General features: G+C 67.1%; 14 protein-coding genes and 1 pseudogene. 6 read left to right on the top strand and 9 right to left on the bottom strand.

The window, feature by feature from the left end; genetic code table 11:
* Positions 1 to 3: 3 nt before the first annotated feature.
* The 3 genes and pseudogenes from HGB39_RS01685 to HGB39_RS01675 form a co-directional block, all read right to left on the bottom strand.
* Entirely contained in the window at positions 4 to 1953 is a 1950-nt protein-coding gene (locus HGB39_RS01685; RefSeq protein ID WP_005566790.1) for a M13 family metallopeptidase, read from the bottom strand.
* Between the two features lie 47 nt (positions 1954 to 2000).
* Positions 2001 to 2306, bottom strand: a pseudogene (locus tag HGB39_RS38110) (peptidase associated/transthyretin-like domain-containing protein); the annotation flags it as partial.
* A 94-nt stretch (positions 2307 to 2400) separates the two neighbouring features.
* Positions 2401 to 3165: a pirin family protein gene (locus HGB39_RS01675; RefSeq protein ID WP_005566785.1), complete on the bottom strand. Its 765-nt coding sequence runs from the start codon at positions 3163 to 3165 to the stop codon at positions 2401 to 2403.
* A 345-nt stretch (positions 3166 to 3510) separates the two neighbouring features.
* Here HGB39_RS01675 and HGB39_RS01670 point away from each other — a divergent pair, with 345 nt between their 5' ends.
* Positions 3511 to 3690, top strand: a complete 180-nt coding sequence (locus tag HGB39_RS01670; protein ID WP_005253084.1) for a hypothetical protein — start codon at positions 3511 to 3513, stop codon at positions 3688 to 3690.
* Between the two features lie 52 nt (positions 3691 to 3742).
* Here HGB39_RS01670 and couM read toward each other — a convergent pair whose 3' ends face one another.
* The 3 genes from couM to couN are packed head-to-tail and all read right to left on the bottom strand — an operon-like array spanning position 3743 to position 6047.
* Entirely contained in the window at positions 3743 to 4216 is a 474-nt protein-coding gene (couM, locus tag HGB39_RS01665) for a p-hydroxycinnamoyl-CoA hydratase (protein WP_005566784.1), read from the bottom strand.
* A 32-nt stretch (positions 4217 to 4248) separates the two neighbouring features.
* Positions 4249 to 5139, bottom strand: coding sequence for a 4-hydroxyphenyl-beta-ketoacyl-CoA hydrolase (gene couO / locus HGB39_RS01660; protein WP_005566783.1), 891 nt, complete (start codon positions 5137 to 5139; stop codon positions 4249 to 4251).
* The gene (couN, locus tag HGB39_RS01655; protein WP_168442914.1) at positions 5136 to 6047 is read right to left on the bottom strand and encodes a 4-hydroxyphenyl-beta-hydroxyacyl-CoA dehydrogenase; all 912 of its coding nucleotides are present in this window, start codon (positions 6045 to 6047) and stop codon (positions 5136 to 5138) included. Before couN ends, couO begins: the two co-directional genes overlap by 4 nt.
* Positions 6048 to 6161: 114 nt before the next feature.
* Here couN and couR point away from each other — a divergent pair, with 114 nt between their 5' ends.
* From couR to HGB39_RS01630, 5 genes are all read left to right on the top strand, one after another.
* The gene (gene couR, locus HGB39_RS01650; protein WP_005263606.1) at positions 6162 to 6602 is read left to right on the top strand and encodes a MarR family transcriptional repressor CouR; all 441 of its coding nucleotides are present in this window, start codon (positions 6162 to 6164) and stop codon (positions 6600 to 6602) included.
* A 6-nt stretch (positions 6603 to 6608) separates the two neighbouring features.
* The gene (locus HGB39_RS01645) at positions 6609 to 7085 is read left to right on the top strand and encodes a DUF3237 domain-containing protein (protein ID WP_005571411.1); all 477 of its coding nucleotides are present in this window, start codon (positions 6609 to 6611) and stop codon (positions 7083 to 7085) included.
* 6 nt (positions 7086 to 7091) lie between these two features.
* Complete coding sequence (locus HGB39_RS01640) at positions 7092 to 8000, top strand: LysR family transcriptional regulator (RefSeq protein WP_005571413.1); 909 nt, start codon at positions 7092 to 7094, stop codon at positions 7998 to 8000.
* A gap of 172 nt (positions 8001 to 8172) precedes the next feature.
* Positions 8173 to 9498, top strand: coding sequence for an MFS transporter (locus HGB39_RS01635; protein ID WP_005571414.1), 1326 nt, complete (start codon positions 8173 to 8175; stop codon positions 9496 to 9498).
* Positions 9495 to 11264 carry a CocE/NonD family hydrolase gene (locus HGB39_RS01630; protein WP_005571415.1) on the top strand — a complete coding sequence of 590 codons (1770 nt, stop codon included), beginning with the start codon at positions 9495 to 9497 and terminating at the stop codon, positions 11262 to 11264. The genes HGB39_RS01635 and HGB39_RS01630 overlap by 4 nt, the downstream gene beginning before the upstream one ends.
* Before the next feature lie 43 nt (positions 11265 to 11307).
* On the opposite strand, the gene HGB39_RS01625 is transcribed toward HGB39_RS01630, so the two are convergent.
* The 3 genes from HGB39_RS01625 to couT are packed head-to-tail and all read right to left on the bottom strand — an operon-like array spanning position 11308 to position 14857.
* The gene (locus HGB39_RS01625) at positions 11308 to 11892 is read right to left on the bottom strand and encodes a DJ-1/PfpI family protein (RefSeq protein WP_005571416.1); all 585 of its coding nucleotides are present in this window, start codon (positions 11890 to 11892) and stop codon (positions 11308 to 11310) included.
* Positions 11893 to 11937: 45 nt separating this feature from the next.
* On the bottom strand, positions 11938 to 13473 hold the full coding sequence (gene couL, locus HGB39_RS01620; RefSeq protein ID WP_005571417.1) for a p-hydroxycinnamoyl-CoA synthetase: 1536 nt from the start codon (positions 13471 to 13473) through the stop codon (positions 11938 to 11940).
* 55 nt (positions 13474 to 13528) lie between these two features.
* Positions 13529 to 14857: a p-hydroxycinnamate MFS transporter gene (couT, locus tag HGB39_RS01615; protein WP_005571418.1), complete on the bottom strand. Its 1329-nt coding sequence runs from the start codon at positions 14855 to 14857 to the stop codon at positions 13529 to 13531.
* Positions 14858 to 14945: the final 88 nt, after the last annotated feature.

The following is a 14945-nucleotide window of genomic DNA, read 5'->3' as shown; positions in this document are numbered from 1 at the left end:
TCGCTACCAGATCTTGACGCGCTCCTGCGGATCCAGATACAGGGCGTCACCCGGCTGGACGTCGAACGCGTCGTGGAACGTGTCGAGGTTGCGGACCACGCCGTTGCAGCGGAACTCCGGCGGCGAGTGCGGGTCGACGGCCAGCCGGCGGAGCGCCTCGGCGTCCCGGGCCTTGGTGCGCCACACCTGCGCCCAGCCGAAGAACACCCGCTGGAGACCGGTGAGGCCGTCGAGAACCTCGGGCTCGGCCCCTTCCGTGGCGATCCGGTACGCCGCGATGGCGATGGACAGGCCACCGAGGTCGCCGATGTTCTCACCGATGGTGAACTCACCGTTCACGGTGTGGCCGGGCAGCGCCTTCGGCTCGAACTCGTTGTACTGCTCGATCAGCGCCTTCGTGCGCTTGCCGAACTCGGTCCGGTCGTCGTCGGTCCACCAGTCGACCATGTTGCCGTCGCCGTCGTACTTGGCGCCCTGATCGTCGAAGCCGTGGCCGATCTCGTGACCGATGACGGCACCGATTCCGCCGTAGTTGGCGGCGTCGTCGGCTGCGGCGTCGAAAAACGGCGGCTGCAGAATGGCTGCGGGAAAGACGATTTCGTTCATGCCCGGGTTGTAGTAGGCGTTGACCGTCTGCGGTGTCATGAACCACTCGTCGCGGTCGACGGGGCCACCGAGCTTCGCGAGGTCGCGGTCGTACTCCGCCGCGTAGCCGCTGCGGTAGTTGCCGACCAGGTCGTCGCGGGAGATGGTGACGGCCGAGTAGTCGCGCCACTTGTCGGGGTACCCGATCTTGGGCGTGAACTTCTCCAGCTTGCGCAGCGCCGCCTGCCGCGTTTCGGGGCTCATCCAGTCCAGGTCGGAGATGTTGCGCCGGTACGCCTCCTGCAGGTTGGCGACCAGTTCCTGCATGCGGGCCTTCGCGTCGGCCGGGAAGTGGCGTTCGACGTAGAGCTTGCCGACGGCCTCGCCCAGCAGATCCTGCACCAGGGACACGCCGCGCTTCCAGCGCTCACGGATCTCCTCGGCGCCGGTCAGCGTCTTTCCGTAGAACGCGAAGTTCTCGTCGACCAGGGCCTGCGTGAGGTACGGGGCGCGGGAGCGGATGACGTTCCACGTCGCCCACGCCTTCCAGTCGTCGAGGTCCTCGGACGTCCACAGCTCGGTCAGGGTGGTGAGGAAGTCGGGCTGGCGGACCACGATCTCGTCGAACTGCTCGGACGTGCCGCCGAGTGCGCCGATCCACGCCGACCAGTCAAACCCGGCGGGCAGCTGGTCGAGGGTGAGCAGGTTGTAGCTCAGCTCGGCGTCGCGACGCTTCACGACATCCCAATGACCGGCCGCGATCTTGGTTTCCAGGTCGAACACGCGCTGCGCGTCGTAGCCGACGCCGGCGAGGGCGAACATCTTCGCGATGTGCTTCACGTACGCCGCGCGGATCTCCGCGTAGTCGTCCTGGCGGTAGTACGACTCGTCGGGCAGGCCGATGCCCGACTGACTGAAGTGGACGAGGTAGCGCTCGGAGTTCTTCGCGTCCGTGTCGACGTAGTGACCGACGGCTCCGCCGACCCCGGTGCGCTGCTGGCGGCCGATGACGGCGGCGAGCGCGGAGAGGTCGGCGGCCGAGGCCACGTCGGCGAGCTCACCGGCGATCGGTGCGAGCCCCGCGGCCTCGACGACGTCCGCGTCCATGAAGCTGCCGTACAGGTCGCCGATGCGCTGCGCGTCGGTCCCCGGCGCCGCGCCGGAGTCCGCCGCCTCCTCGATGATGGTCTGGACGTCGACCTCGGCCTTGTCGTACAGCGTGCGGAACGCGCCGTCGATCGCCCGGTCCGCGGGAATCTCGTAGTCGTCGATCCACTTGCCGTTCACGTGGACGAACAGGTCGTCCTGGGCGCGGGTGTCGTTGTCGAGGTGAGTGAGGTCGATGCCGGAGCGCTGAGCCGTGGTCATGCGTTCCATCCTTACACCGTTCCGCGCCGGGAGGTCCACCACTGCGCTCAGGGCGAAACAAACTGCTCGGCGACGGTCAGCAGGCCGGCGTCGTCGTAGATGCTGTCGGTGGAGTTGTTCACGTTGTTCTCGCGTCCGGTGTGGTCGGAGTACGGCGCGGTCGCGTACACGTCGTCGAGCAGGGCCTCGTCGAAGAACAGCTGGGTGGTGAGCACCGTCTTCTTGTCGATGTGCACCTCGAGGTGGATGTAGGTGGTCCGGCTGATGTACCAGCCGGGGAAGACCGTGGTGAACTGGGCGATGCCGTACGCGTCCGTGGTCTGGGCGCCGCGCAGGTAGGTGCCGTCGTTCGTGAGGTCCTGCAGCCGCAGTGCGAGCTCGGCGCTCGTCGTCGTGGCGCACGAACCTGCACGCAGCGTGCCGTCCGGCTGTGAACTTGCCGGAAACTCAGCCGCCGAGGCGGGCGTGCATCTCCCAGACGAGGACCTCGGCGCCGGAGTGCGAGGAGACCTGCTGGCCACCGGAGGCGCTCAGCCGGACGGCGTCGCCCTCGTACAGGGTGCCGACGCCCTCCATCTCGGCGGTGCCCCGGGCGACGAAGACGTGGAGGAACGGCGCTTCGGGAAGTGTCACCGGTGCGCCGGGGAAGAGTCGCGCGACATGCAGGGCCGCGTGCTTGTTGTTGATCCGGATCGCCGAATTGTCCTTGTATTCCGGCATTCCGGACGCAACAGGCACCAGCCCGCCCTCGAGGATTTCGTCCTCGATCTCGAGTTGTTCGTAACTCGGAGTGAGGCCGGCTTCGTCGGGTACCACCCACATCTGGACGAAGTGCACCGGCTCGTGGTGCTGCTCACCCTCGAGGCGCCAGCTGTCGTTCTTTTCTGAATGCATGATGCCCTTGCCTGCGCTCATGCGTTGCGCAAGGCCGGGATAGATGATGCCGGAGTGGCCGATCGAATCCTGATGCACGAGCGAGCCGCGCAGCACCCACGTGACGATCTCCATGTCCTTGTGCGGATGCGTGTCGAATCCCTGACCGGGGAGCACGGTGTCGTCGTTGTTCACGAGGAGCAGCCCGTGGTGCGTGTTGTCGGGGTCGTAGTGCTGGCCGAAGGAGAACGAATGTTTCGAATCCAACCAGGAAATCTTGGTTTTCAGCCGATCGCCGGCACGATGAACATAGACGTGAGGTGTGGTGACTGCTGGCATATCGGTCCTCCTTCGGGTGGTACCCGGTCCAGAGTACGAGGTGCCGGCTGCAGGTACTCGCAAGACGGTGTCGATTGTGCATCGAATTCATCGCCTGCCGGCAGCGGTGGAGGGCCTGCATCGAAGGCGAAATGAGGTTGCGCAGTGCGACATTGGAGTACTGAGCGCTCGTAAGGCGGTGTTCGGCAACAGCTTTCGCCGACGGCGAGAAGAGCGTGAAAGACGGGCGTCCAGTTCGTGCCGCCGCGAATGCCCGCTTCGGCCGGGCCCGCGGCGTACAGTTCGAATTGTGCGTCCGGAAGTCGCAGGATTTGCGGCACGTTCGCACACAGCGGAAGGAGCGTGATGAAGGCGAATTCGGATCGACACGATCAGCACCTCCCCGAGCACCAGCGGATCGCAGACCTCGTCGACGACATGGAAGACCGGCTGGTGGCCGAGCGTGAGGCGAAGGGAATCGCGGGAAACGCGTCCGAGCGGAAGCAGGCGGAACAGCTCGAGCCCGACGATCAGGCTCCCGAGTAACGCCTGTGAGTACTTGTCAACCGCGGGCGGTTGACAAGTACTCACGGGTGGGTCACTCGAAGAAGCGGTACACGGCCTCGACGACTACCGCGGGACGCTCGCTGCCCTCGAGTTCGATCTGCCCGGCGACGGTCACCTGGACGCCGCCCTTGGGCAGTGCCTCGACGGACTGCAGCGTCGCGTTGAGGCGGACGCGTCCTTCCGCGGGCACGGGGTTGGTGAATCGGACCTTGTTGAGACCGTAATTGACGGCCATGGTCACGCTGTCGACGGTCAGTACCTCGTCCCACATGGGGATGATCAGCGACAACGTGAGGTAGCCGTGGGCGATGGGCCCGCCGAACGGGCTCTCCGCCGTCGCGCGCTCGGGGTCGACGTGAATCCACTGGTGATCGTCGGTGGCGTCGGCGAACGTGTTGATCCGCTGCTGGGGGATGTCGATCCACGAGCTGGTGCCCAGCGACTGGCCCTCGAGCGCGGCGAGGTCTGCCAGGGTGGCGACGCGGGTGGTGGTTGCGGTGGTCACACTAAGTCTCCTGGTGGTTCGGTGGGGCAGGGTCAGTGCTTGATGCCGAGAACGCGCAGCGCGTTCTGCTTGAAGATCAGGGGCGTGACCTCGGGTTTGATGTCGAGGTTCTCGAAGTCCTTCATCCAGCGGTCGACCTGGATGACGGGGAAGTCGGAGCCGAACAGCACCTTGCCGCGGAGCATGCTGTTGGCGGCCTTGACCAGCTGCGGCGGGAAGTACTTCGGTGACCACCCGGACAGGTCGATGAAGACGTTGGCCTTGTGGGTGGCGATGGAGATCTGCGAGTCGACCCACGGCACCGACGGGTGGGCCATGATCACGGTGAGGTCGGGGAAGTCGGCGGCGACGTCGTCGAGCAGCATCGGGTCGGAGTAGCGCAGTTTGATGCCGTGGCCGCCGGGCAGCCCGGCGCCGATCCCGGTCTGACCGGTGTGGAACAGGGCGGGGACCCCGGCCTCGGTGATGGCCTCGTAGAGCGGGTAGAACTGCCGGTCGTTGGGTTCGAATCCCTGCATGCTGGGGTGGAACTTGAACCCCTTCACACCGTATTCGTCGACGAGCCGGTGCACGCGCCGCACGGCGGCCTTGCCCTGCCAGGGGTCGACGGATCCGAACGGGATCAGGACGTCGTTGTGGCGGGCCGCGCCCTCGGCGATCTCCTCGACCGAGTTGGCGGCGTGTCCGCTGGCCGAGGCCGCGTCGACGGTGAACACGACCGCGGCCATGTTGCGGGAGCGGTAGTGGTCGGCGATCGCGTCGATGGACGGGGTGCGTTCCTCGCCGGACTTGAAGTACTTCTCCGAGGCGGCCATCAGTTCGTCGTCGAGGGACCGGTGCCCGCAGCCGTCGATCTCGACGTGGGTGTGGATGTCGATGGCGTCGATCTTGTCGAAGTCGATGCCGTACTCGTAGCGGCTCATTTCGCCATCAGCTCCTCGGGGAACTCCTCGCCGACGGACTGGACGGCGTCGCCGAACGTGCCGTTCCACTGAGCCGCGATGTCGTCGGCCGACCAGCCGCCGTCGTGGTACTCGACCGCGGTCAGGTCGGGGTGCGACCACAGCGCGAGGCGGTCGCCGCCGACGGCGAAGGCCTGGCCGGTGATCTCGGCTGCCGCGTCGGACGCGAGGAACGAGATGATGCCTGCGGCGTCCTCGGGGGTGCCCAGGCCCACCTCGCGGCGGATGATGTCGGGGAGCGGCTCGCCGTTCTTCATGCCCTCGATGTAGGGGGCGAGGAACGGGACGGTCTCGGTCATCGCGGTCGCGGCGACGGGGCAGACGGCGTTGGCGGTGATGCCCGCGCGCTGTAGTTCCATCGCCCAGGTGCGGACCATGCCGACGATGCCGGACTTGGCGCCCGAGTAGTTGGTCTGCCCGAAGTTGCCGCGCTGGCCGGCGGGGGAGCCGATGCAGATGATGCGACCACCGTCGCCCTGTTCGCGGAACTTCAGGACGGCTTCGCGGACGCAGGTGAAGGTGCCGCGCAGGTGCACGTTGATGACGGCGTCGAAGTCGTCGTCGGTCATCTTCCACAGCACCTTGTCGCGAAGGATGCCGGCATTGGTGACCATGACGTCGAGGCGTCCGAATGCGTCGACCGCGCCGGCGACCAGCTTCTGGGCGGTTTCGGTGCTGCCGACCGGGGCGACGACGGCGACGGCCCGGCCGCCCGCGGCGGTGATCTCGGCGACGGCGGCGTCGGCGGTGGCCTGGTTGACGTCGTTGATCACGACCGCGGCGCCGTGCCGCACCAGGTCCTTGGCGTAGGCCAGTCCGAGGCCCTGTCCGCTGCCGGTGACTACGGCGACTTTGTTGCTGAGGTCCATGTCGTGATTCTCCTAAGGTCGTGTTCGCTGGATCACACGTAATCATTGATGATTGAGAATGTCAATGATTAAGATCTGCTACTCTACCGACAATCATCAGAAGGGGGTCGTCGCATGGCAGAGTCGCAGGCGTTATCGGACGACATCGGGTTCCTGCTCTCGCGCGTCGGCGGAATGGTGCTGGGCGCGGTCAACAAGGCCCTCGTTCCCACCGGGCTGCGGGTGCGTTCCTACTCGGTCCTGGTCCTCGCGTGTGAGCAGGCCGAGGGCGTCAACCAGCGCGGGGTGGCCGCCACCATGGGTCTCGACCCCAGTCAGATCGTGGGCCTGGTCGACGAACTCGAGGAACGCGGACTCGTCGTGCGCACCCTCGACCCCTCGGATCGCCGCAACAAACTGATCGCGGCCACCGACGAGGGACGCCGGCTCCGCGACGACGCCAAGGCACGTGTCGACGCGGCCCACGGACGCTACTTCGAGGGCATCCCCGACACGGTGGTGAACCAGATGCGGGACACGTTGCAGAGCATCGCCTTTCCCGCCTTCGTCGAGTAGGGCGCGATGACCGAGCTCCTCGCCCCGGCCCCGCCCGGGATGTCGTTCCTCGCCACGTTCGTCGTGGAGGTTGCCGAGCCGGTGGAGATCGGATCCACGCCCGAGGGAACACGTCGCATCATCCCCATCCTCGGTGGCCGGGTCGAGGGCCCCGAGCTGCGGGGCACCGTGCTGCCGGTCGGGGCGGACTTCCAGCTGCTCAGCTCGTCCACGCTCACCGAACTCGAGGCCAAGTACGCCATCGAGACCGACGACGGCGACCGTATCTACGTCACCAACTTCGGGCTGCGCTCGGGTACCGCCGAAGACATCGCCCGACTGGTCGACGGCGAGGCCGTGCCGCCCGAGCGCATCTACTTCCGCTGCACCCCACGGCTCACCGCCGCCGAGGGCCGGTGGTCGTGGCTGCGCTCGCGGATCCTCGTCGGCACCGGCGAACGCCTCCCCGGCGAGGTGCGTCTCACGGTGTTCGTGGTGGACTGACCGGCCGTGGAGATCCGCTGGATGAAGTCGTTCGTCGCGGTCGCCGAGGAACTCAACTACGGCCGGGCGGCCGAGGTGCTGCACATCGCGCAACCGGCCGTGAGTCAGCAAGTGCAGCAACTCGAGAAGCGCCTCGGCGTGAAACTGTTCGACCGCACCACGCGATCGGTCCGGCTCACCGCAGCGGGGGAGCGCTTCCTGCAGCCGTGCAAGGACGCGCTCGCCGGAATCGACCGCGCCGTCGATGCCGCGGTGATCGCGGATCCGGCGGTCGAGGGTCGCGTCCGGGTCGGGTTCAGCGGCGCCTACGGGCAGACTGAATTGTCTTCTCTGGCACGGTCGGTGCGCCGTCGGTACCCGCTGATCGATCTCGTCCTCGAGGGGGCGACGGTCAGTGGGCAGATCCTCGACGAAATCTGGGAGGGGCAACTCGACCTCGGGATCGTCTCGGACGCGGTGTCCCACCCCCATGTGCTCACGCGGCAGATCTCGGTGGAGTACCTCAGTGCGCTGCTCCCGAGCGATCACCCACTCGCCGCACGGGAGTCGATCGACCTCGCCGAACTGCGCGACGAAACGTTCGTCGCGAATCCCGCCGCCACCGGATCCACGCTCCGCCGCGATCTGCTCGCCGCGTGCCGGGATGTCGGGTTCACGCCGAACATCGTGCAGGAGACCACCGACGGCATCGTGCTGACCGCCCTCGTCGCGGCCGGGGTCGGTGTGGCGCTCGTGCCGGGTGACGTCCAGACGTATCCCAATCGGGTGGTGCTCGTTCCCCTCGACGCCGGCCGATACGAAGTCCGGGCCGCGCTGGCCTGGTCGGACCGTCCCGTATCGCCCGTCGTGCAGACGGTTCTCGACCTCGCCGCCGACGTGCTGCCGTCGTCGGACGCCGCCCCCGACGAGCAATAACGATCGCTTATCAACCGGTGCCGATACTGCTCTTGGACGGTGATCGGTTTCTTTGGCAGAGTCTCCCTCGGCGGCAGCGGATGTGACCTGGACAACTCCGATCCCCGGTGCCGCACCCGCCTCGAGGCCTCTCCGAACTCCCGGATGCCCTTCACATTCAGGTAGGAACCACATGACTTCCACATTCGACGGCCGCGACATACGCGCCGACACGAGCGTCCGGTCGCCCCACGCGCGCCGGGCAGCCCTGGCCTCCTTCGTGGGCAGCACACTCGAGTACTACGACTTCTTCATCTACGCCTCCTTCTCCGCGCTCGCGTTCAACACCCTGTTCTTCCCGGATCTCGGTTCATTCTGGGGGACCATCGTGTCGATGGCGACCATCGGGATCGGGTACGTCGTCCGGCCTCTCGCAGCCCTCGTCTTCGGCCACTTCGGGGACACCCTCGGCCGTAAGCGGATGCTGGTGGTGACGCTCGTGATGATGGGCGTGGCCACGTCGCTCATCGGCTGCCTGCCGACGTACGGAGCGATCGGCGTCGCGGCGCCGATCCTGCTGGTGCTGCTCCGGGCCGTCCAAGGTGCGTCGGCGGCGGGCGAGTCGGCGGGAGCCGCGTCCCTGGCGCTCGAACACGCACCCGCCGATCGCCGGGCGCTTGCGGCGAGCTGGGTGAACACCGGTGCCGCCGCGGGAATGCTGCTGGCATCGCTGGTCGTCCTCGTGTTCTCCGGACTGCCCGAGAACGCCTTCCTCAGCTGGGGATGGCGTATCCCGTTCCTGCTCAGCATCTTCGTCGCACTCGCCGGGCTCGTCATCCGCCGGATGCTGCCCGAGAGCGAGGTGTTCGAGGAGGCCGTGTCGACCGACGAACCCAAGGAAATGCCGGCGAAGGTGATCTTCCGCGACCACTGGCCGAGCGTGCTGCGGGTCGTGGGTTGCGGCCTGTTCGCGGTGGTCTCCACCATCTTCAGCGCCTTCGCCCTGTCGTGGGGCACCCACGAGGCCGGTGTGTCCCGGACCGTCATGGTCGGCGCGACCGTGCTCACCGCCGCACTCGCGCTCGTGGCCCAGCCCGCCGCGGGGATCCTCGCCGACCGGATCGGACGCAAGCCGATCTTCATCACCGGCAATCTCGTCTGCGCCGTCGCCATCTCCGGATTCTTCTGGGCGGTCAGCCAGCGTTCGACGGCCCTGATCCTGATCACCGCATGCGTCGTGATGGTGGCCGGCTACTCGCTCGTCAACGCCGTCGGTCCCGCCCTGTGCGCCGAGATGTTCGAGACGCGCATCCGGTATTCGGGCATGGCGATCTCCGGGCAGCTGGCGTTGGTGGCCACCGGATTCGCCCCCACCATCGCCGCGGCACTCGTCCGGCCCGGACCGAACGGCTGGATTCCGGTGGCCGTGTTCACCGCGTGCTGCTGCCTGGTCAGCGCGCTCACCACGCTCACGGTCCGGGAAACCTACCGGACCAGCACCACCGACCTCGGCAAATGACCGACCTCCCGTCGAAAGTGACCGAACCTGTGAAACACGATGTACTGATCGAGAACGACGTCGAGGCGACGATGCGGGACGGGGTGGTTCTGCGCTCGACCGTGTACCGCCCGAACGGATCCGGACGCTTCCCGGTTCTGCTCACCCGCACCCCGTACGGCCGCGACCTGTCCGTGAACTCGGGCTACCTCAACCCCGCTACCGTCGCGGCCACCGGATTCGTCGTCATCATGCAGGACGTCCGCGGCAGATTCGGCTCGGACGGCGAGTTCGTGCCGTCCGAGAACGAAGGTCCGGACGGTTACGACACGGTGCAGTGGGCCGCCGAACTGCCGTATTCGACCGGCGCCGTGGGCATGTGGGGGCGGTCGTACTTCGCCGAAACCCAGTGGCGTGCAGCCCAGGAGAAGCCGCCGGCCCTGCGCGGCATCGCCCCGGGCATCTCCGCAGGCGGCAACGCGCGGTCCGGTGGACTCGTGCGCGGCGGCGCGGTGGAATTCGGTGCCCGGCTCGGGTGGGGGCACTACTCGGCCGGACCGGCCGAGATCGCGAAACTGTCCCGGACCGATCCCGTCCGCGCGGAACGTGAGTGGGCGTCGTGGGCGCGGATCGACCGGGCGATGTCCGAGGACACGTTCTTGGACATCCTGCCCGTCCGCGACATGGCCGTGGACGCCCCGGCGTTCTTCGCGTCGCCGATCGTCGAATCGCTGGGATTCCCGATCGATCACCCCACCCGCGACCTGTGGGACAGCGCGAGCGACCGGGCCGTCGACCTCCCCTCGCTGCACATCGGGGGGTGGTACGACATCTTCGTGAACAGCACCCTCGACCAGTACTTCGGCCAACTGGCGCACAGTGATTCCGGTGCGGCCCCCGCGCCGTACCTGATCGTGGGCCCGTGGAGTCACACCAACTTCTCCGGGCTCGGTGGCTCGGTGGTGTTCGGCAGTCCCGCGAACCAGGCGGTGCTCGACTCGGGGCAGGACCTGTCGTCGGTTCACGCGCAGTGGTACGCGTCGGTGCTCGGCGACGAGGAACCCGCCATGCCCCGGGTCCGGATCTTCGTGATGGGCGAGAACCGGTGGCGGACGTACGACCGCTTCCCGGAACCCGCGCGCACCGCCGAATTCTTCCTGGCTCCCGGCGGAACCCTCGTCGCGGAAGCGGAGCGGACCGACGGGTGCGTCGACTACGACTACGACCCGGCGGATCCGGTGCCGACGGTCGGTGGGGCGACGATGATGCCGGGAACGTTCGCGCCCGGCGCACTGGAACAGAGCCGCGTCGAATCCCGCGACGACGTCCTCGTGTTCACCGGTGAGGCACTCACCGAGCCGTTGACGGTGATCGGCCGGGTGTCCGCGACACTGTTCGCGTCGTCCAGTGCGGTCGACACCGATTTCGTCGTGCGACTGTGCCGGGTGACCGCGGACGGCACGTCGATCACGCTCACCGACGGCATGGTGCGGGCCCGCTACCGCGACTCCTACCGGACGCCCGGGACGTACACGTCCGCCGAACCGAGCCCGCTCGTGCCCGGGGAGGTGTACGAGTACGCGATCGACCTGTGGTCCACGGCCGTCACCTTCCAGCCCGGCGAGCGGATCCGGGTCCACGTGACGTCCAGCAACCATCCCCGCTGGGACCGCAACCTGAACACCGGCGAATCTGCCTACGAATCCTCGGAATTCGTGGTCGCCCACCAGACCGTGCACACGGGGGAGCGGTACCCCAGCCGCGTGTCGCTCTCCGTGGTGCGCTGACGCGCCCGTGAGTACTTATTAACCGCGGGTGGTTAACAAGTACTCACAGGGGGCGAGGGTCGTACTGGATATAGCGGCGCACCTCGCGCGCCCGCTCCGCTCCGGCGAAGCGGGCGACGAGGTGCAGTGCCATGTCGATACCCGCGGAGACACCGGCCGACGTGATCACGTCGCCGTCGTCGACGAATCGATCGTCCGGGCGCACGTCGATGGTCGGATCGATCTCCGCCAGCAACGCCAACGACGCCCAATGCGTCGTAGCCGGCCTGTCTTTCAGCAGGCCGGCTTTCGCGTAGACCAGGGAACCCGTGCACACGCTGGTCATCAACGGAACGACGGCGCGCTGGCGGCGCACCCAGTCGAGATGGGCGTCGTCGAGCAGTTGTGGCCGCGTGCCCTGACCGCCGGGATGGAGCAGCACGTCGAGGGGCGGCGCGTCGGCGTGGGAATGATGAGCGCCCAGGACGAGGCCCTTGGCGCACTGCACACTCCCGCCCGACGCGGAGAGGCAGGACACGGTGTATCCGTCGTCCGGGTACATGCGCGTCCACGCGGACAGCACCTCCCACGGCCCGACGGCGTCCAACTCCTCGACGCCGTCGAACAACACGATCCCGATGTGCTTCATTCCATAATGCAAGCACGCTCGTGAGTACTTGTTAACCGCCCGCGGTTAAGAAGTACTCACAGGCTGCGAAGCGGCAAGCTTGCGCAGGTCAGGTTTGCGGATCTTGCCGGTGGCGGTGCGGGGGAGTGCCTCCGCGATCTGGATGCACGTGGGAATCTTGAAGCCCGCGAGCTTTTCTCGCAGCCGGACGCGCACCGTCTCCTCGTCGAGGGTCGTTCCGTCGGCGGCGACGACGAAGGCCATACCGGTCTCACCCCACTTCTCGTGGGGGACGCCGATCACCGCCGCCTCCCGGATGCCCTCCAGTCTCAGCAGTGCCGCCTCGACCTCGGCGGGGTAGACGTTCTCGCCGCCCGAGATGTACATGTCCTTGTAGCGGTCGCAGATGAAGAGGAAACCTTCGTCGTCGAAGTAGCCGGCGTCGCCGGTGTGCAGCCAGCCGTCGACGATCGTGCGGGCGGTGGCCTCGGGCTGATTCAGGTAGCCGAGCATCACGTTCGGGCCCTTGGCGACGATCTCGCCGATCTCGTGCGGTTCGGCGCTCGACCCGTCCGGACGCACGACGTCGACGTCGGTGAAGAACGTCCGTTTGCCGGCGGACCCGATCTTGGTGCGCACGTCCGCGCTCGACAGCATGGTGACCGACGGCGCGGTCTCCGTCAGGCCGTACGCCTGCGTGATCGCGACGTCCCGGTCCTGCCACGGGGAGATCAACGCTTCGGGCAGCGGAGCCCCGGCAACACAGATGGCCCGCAGACTGGACACGTCGGCGTCCGCGAACCGGGGGTGGTGCCACAGTTCCTGGATCATCGTGGGGACCGCGAAGAACGTGGTGATGCGTTCCTTCTCGATCGTGTCGAGGACGACGCCGGCATCGAACTTGCGCAGCAGCACCACGGTGCCGCCGTTGAGCAGTGTCGGTGTGACGGCGCCGCCGATCCCGCCGATGTGGAACAGCGGCGCCACCGACAGCGTGCGTTCCTTCGACGTCATGTCCTGGGCGAGAAGCTGGTTCAGCGCGTTCCACAGCATGTTGCCGTGGCTGAGCATGACACCCTTCGGTGCTCCGGTGGTGCCCGACGAGTACATCAGCACGGACAGGTCGTCGAGGCCCACCTGCTCGTCGATGCGGGTGTCCGGCTGCCCGGCGCGCACGCCCTCGTACGTGTGGGTGGACCACGAGTTGCCCAGGCCGATCCAGGTGGTGACCGGGGTGTCCGACTTCGCCAGCTTCTGCGCGACGTCGGCCTGCTGATCGCCGAATATCACTGTGGTGCAGCGTGAATCGCCGAGCACGTAGCGAGCTTCCTCGGCGGTGAGGCGTGCGTTGAGCGGGAGATACGTGGCACCGAGCAGCCCGGCCGCGAACATCACCTCGAGCGCCGCGGGGTCGTTGAAACCGAAGAAGCCGACGCAGTCACCCTTCTCGACGCCGAGGGCGCGCAGGCCGTGGGCGAGTCGGCGGGTCCGCAGGGCCATCTCCTCGTACGTGACGGCCCGTCCGTCGAAGACGAGCGCCTCGTTCTTCGGCGTCATGGTGATGCGGCGCTCGAGCCACGAGCCGATGCCTTCGTTGTCCATGGTGACTCCTCGTTCTCTTCGAAGCTACTCTCGAGCTTGTGGCGGGATGGGTGCGTCAGGCCGACGGGGTCTCCGCGCTCAGGTCGTTGTCCTTGCTCTCCTTCGTCGCGACGAGGAAGACGGCGCTGACCACGCACAGTGCGATGATGAACAGCCCGACCGGGAGGATCGACTTGCCGGACGACGCGAACAGTGACGCCAGGATGACGGGGGTAAATCCCGCGCCGACGAGAGTGGCCAGCTGGTATCCGAGCGACGCTCCGGTGTAGCGCGCCCGGGTGCCGAACTGCTCGGAGATGAACGCGGCCATCGGACCGTAGGTGGCCGAGTGGCAGAGGGTGTAGCCGACGAAGGCGAGCGCGACGAACGGGAACTGTCCCGTGCTGAGCAGCAGGAACAGTGGGTAGACGCTGAGGATCATCGCGCCGAGTCCCGCGAGCATGACCGGGCGGCGGCCGATCCGGTCGGACAGTCGCGCAGATCCGAGGACCAGGAAGATCGCACAGAACTGGCAGAAGGAGAACGCCAGCAGCGCGTCGGACCGCGGGGCGCCGCTCGACACGGCGTAGGTGATGGCGAACGTGGTGAATGCGGTCTGCATTCCGAAGCTCGCGATGCAGCTCATCGACGCCACGACGACCGCGCGGGGCCGCTTCAGGATGGTGACGATGGGTGGGGTGGTCTCCTTCTTCGCGGATTCCTTCAGTGCCGCCGTGAACAGCGGGCTCTCCGACACCTTGGACCGGATGAACAGGCCGAGAGCCAGCATGAATGCCGAGATCAGGAACGGGATGCGCCAGCCCCACGTCAGGAACTGCTCGTCGGGGAGAAGCGACACGGCCGCCAGCGCGAGCGTGCCGAGCAGCGCGCCGGTGGGGGCGCCCGCGTTGGTGAACGCCGCTGCGAATCCGCGCTTGCCGGATTCGGCGTGCTCGAGCGACATCAGCGCTGCGCCACCCCATTCGCCGCCGACGGCGAGTCCCTGGCAGACGCGGAGCAGTACGAGGATCACCGCGGCCCAAGACCCGATCATCTCCGGCGGCGGAATGAGCCCGATCGCGAACGACGCGATGCCCATGACGGTCATCGAGATCAGCAGCATGGCCTTGCGGCCGACGGTGTCCCCGAAGTGACCGAAGACGATTCCGCCCAGGGGGCGCGCGACGTAGCCGGCGGCGAACGTTCCCATCGATGCGATGCTCGCGGCCAGAGGGTCCAGATCGGCGAAGAACACCGGACCGAAGACGAGGGACGCTGCGGTGGCGTAGAGCAGGAAGTCGTAGAACTCGATGGTGCTGCCCAGGTAGCTCGACAGGATCACCCTGCGAACTTCCTTCTTGCGTTGGGTGGCCGACATGGTGCCGGCGGTGGCGGTGACCGTCATCGATACTCCTTGGCCGAGCGTGGGACAACAGAGCGGATCGCGCGTGTAGCGCGGATCACAATTAAACATTAATCATTGAAGTTGTCAA

This window comes from Rhodococcus opacus (assembly GCF_012396235.1).
Taxonomy (GTDB): domain Bacteria; phylum Actinomycetota; class Actinomycetes; order Mycobacteriales; family Mycobacteriaceae; genus Rhodococcus_F; species Rhodococcus_F opacus.
The sequence above is the reverse complement of the archived record's forward strand: the minus strand, read 5'-3'. Positions and strand labels throughout refer to the sequence as shown.

Bases quoted from the DNA above. Each gene is read 5' to 3' on its own strand.
- HGB39_RS01685 (WP_005566790.1), bottom strand. From the start codon at position 1,953: ATGACCACGGCTCAGCGCTCCGGCATCGACCTCACTCACCTCGACAAC.
- HGB39_RS01675 (WP_005566785.1), bottom strand. From the start codon at position 3,165: ATGCCAGCAGTCACCACACCTCACGTCTATGTTCATCGTGCCGGCGAT.
- HGB39_RS01670 (WP_005253084.1), top strand. From the start codon at position 3,511: ATGAAGGCGAATTCGGATCGACACGATCAGCACCTCCCCGAGCACCAG.
- couO (WP_005566783.1), bottom strand. From the start codon at position 5,139: ATGAGCCGCTACGAGTACGGCATCGACTTCGACAAGATCGACGCCATC.
- couN (WP_168442914.1), bottom strand. From the start codon at position 6,047: ATGGACCTCAGCAACAAAGTCGCCGTAGTCACCGGCAGCGGACAGGGC.
- couR (WP_005263606.1), top strand. From the start codon at position 6,162: ATGGCAGAGTCGCAGGCGTTATCGGACGACATCGGGTTCCTGCTCTCG.
- HGB39_RS01645 (WP_005571411.1), top strand. From the start codon at position 6,609: ATGACCGAGCTCCTCGCCCCGGCCCCGCCCGGGATGTCGTTCCTCGCC.
- HGB39_RS01635 (WP_005571414.1), top strand. From the start codon at position 8,173: ATGACTTCCACATTCGACGGCCGCGACATACGCGCCGACACGAGCGTC.
- HGB39_RS01630 (WP_005571415.1), top strand. From the start codon at position 9,495: ATGACCGACCTCCCGTCGAAAGTGACCGAACCTGTGAAACACGATGTA.
- HGB39_RS01625 (WP_005571416.1), bottom strand. From the start codon at position 11,892: ATGAAGCACATCGGGATCGTGTTGTTCGACGGCGTCGAGGAGTTGGAC.
- couL (WP_005571417.1), bottom strand. From the start codon at position 13,473: ATGGACAACGAAGGCATCGGCTCGTGGCTCGAGCGCCGCATCACCATG.
- couT (WP_005571418.1), bottom strand. From the start codon at position 14,857: ATGACGGTCACCGCCACCGCCGGCACCATGTCGGCCACCCAACGCAAG.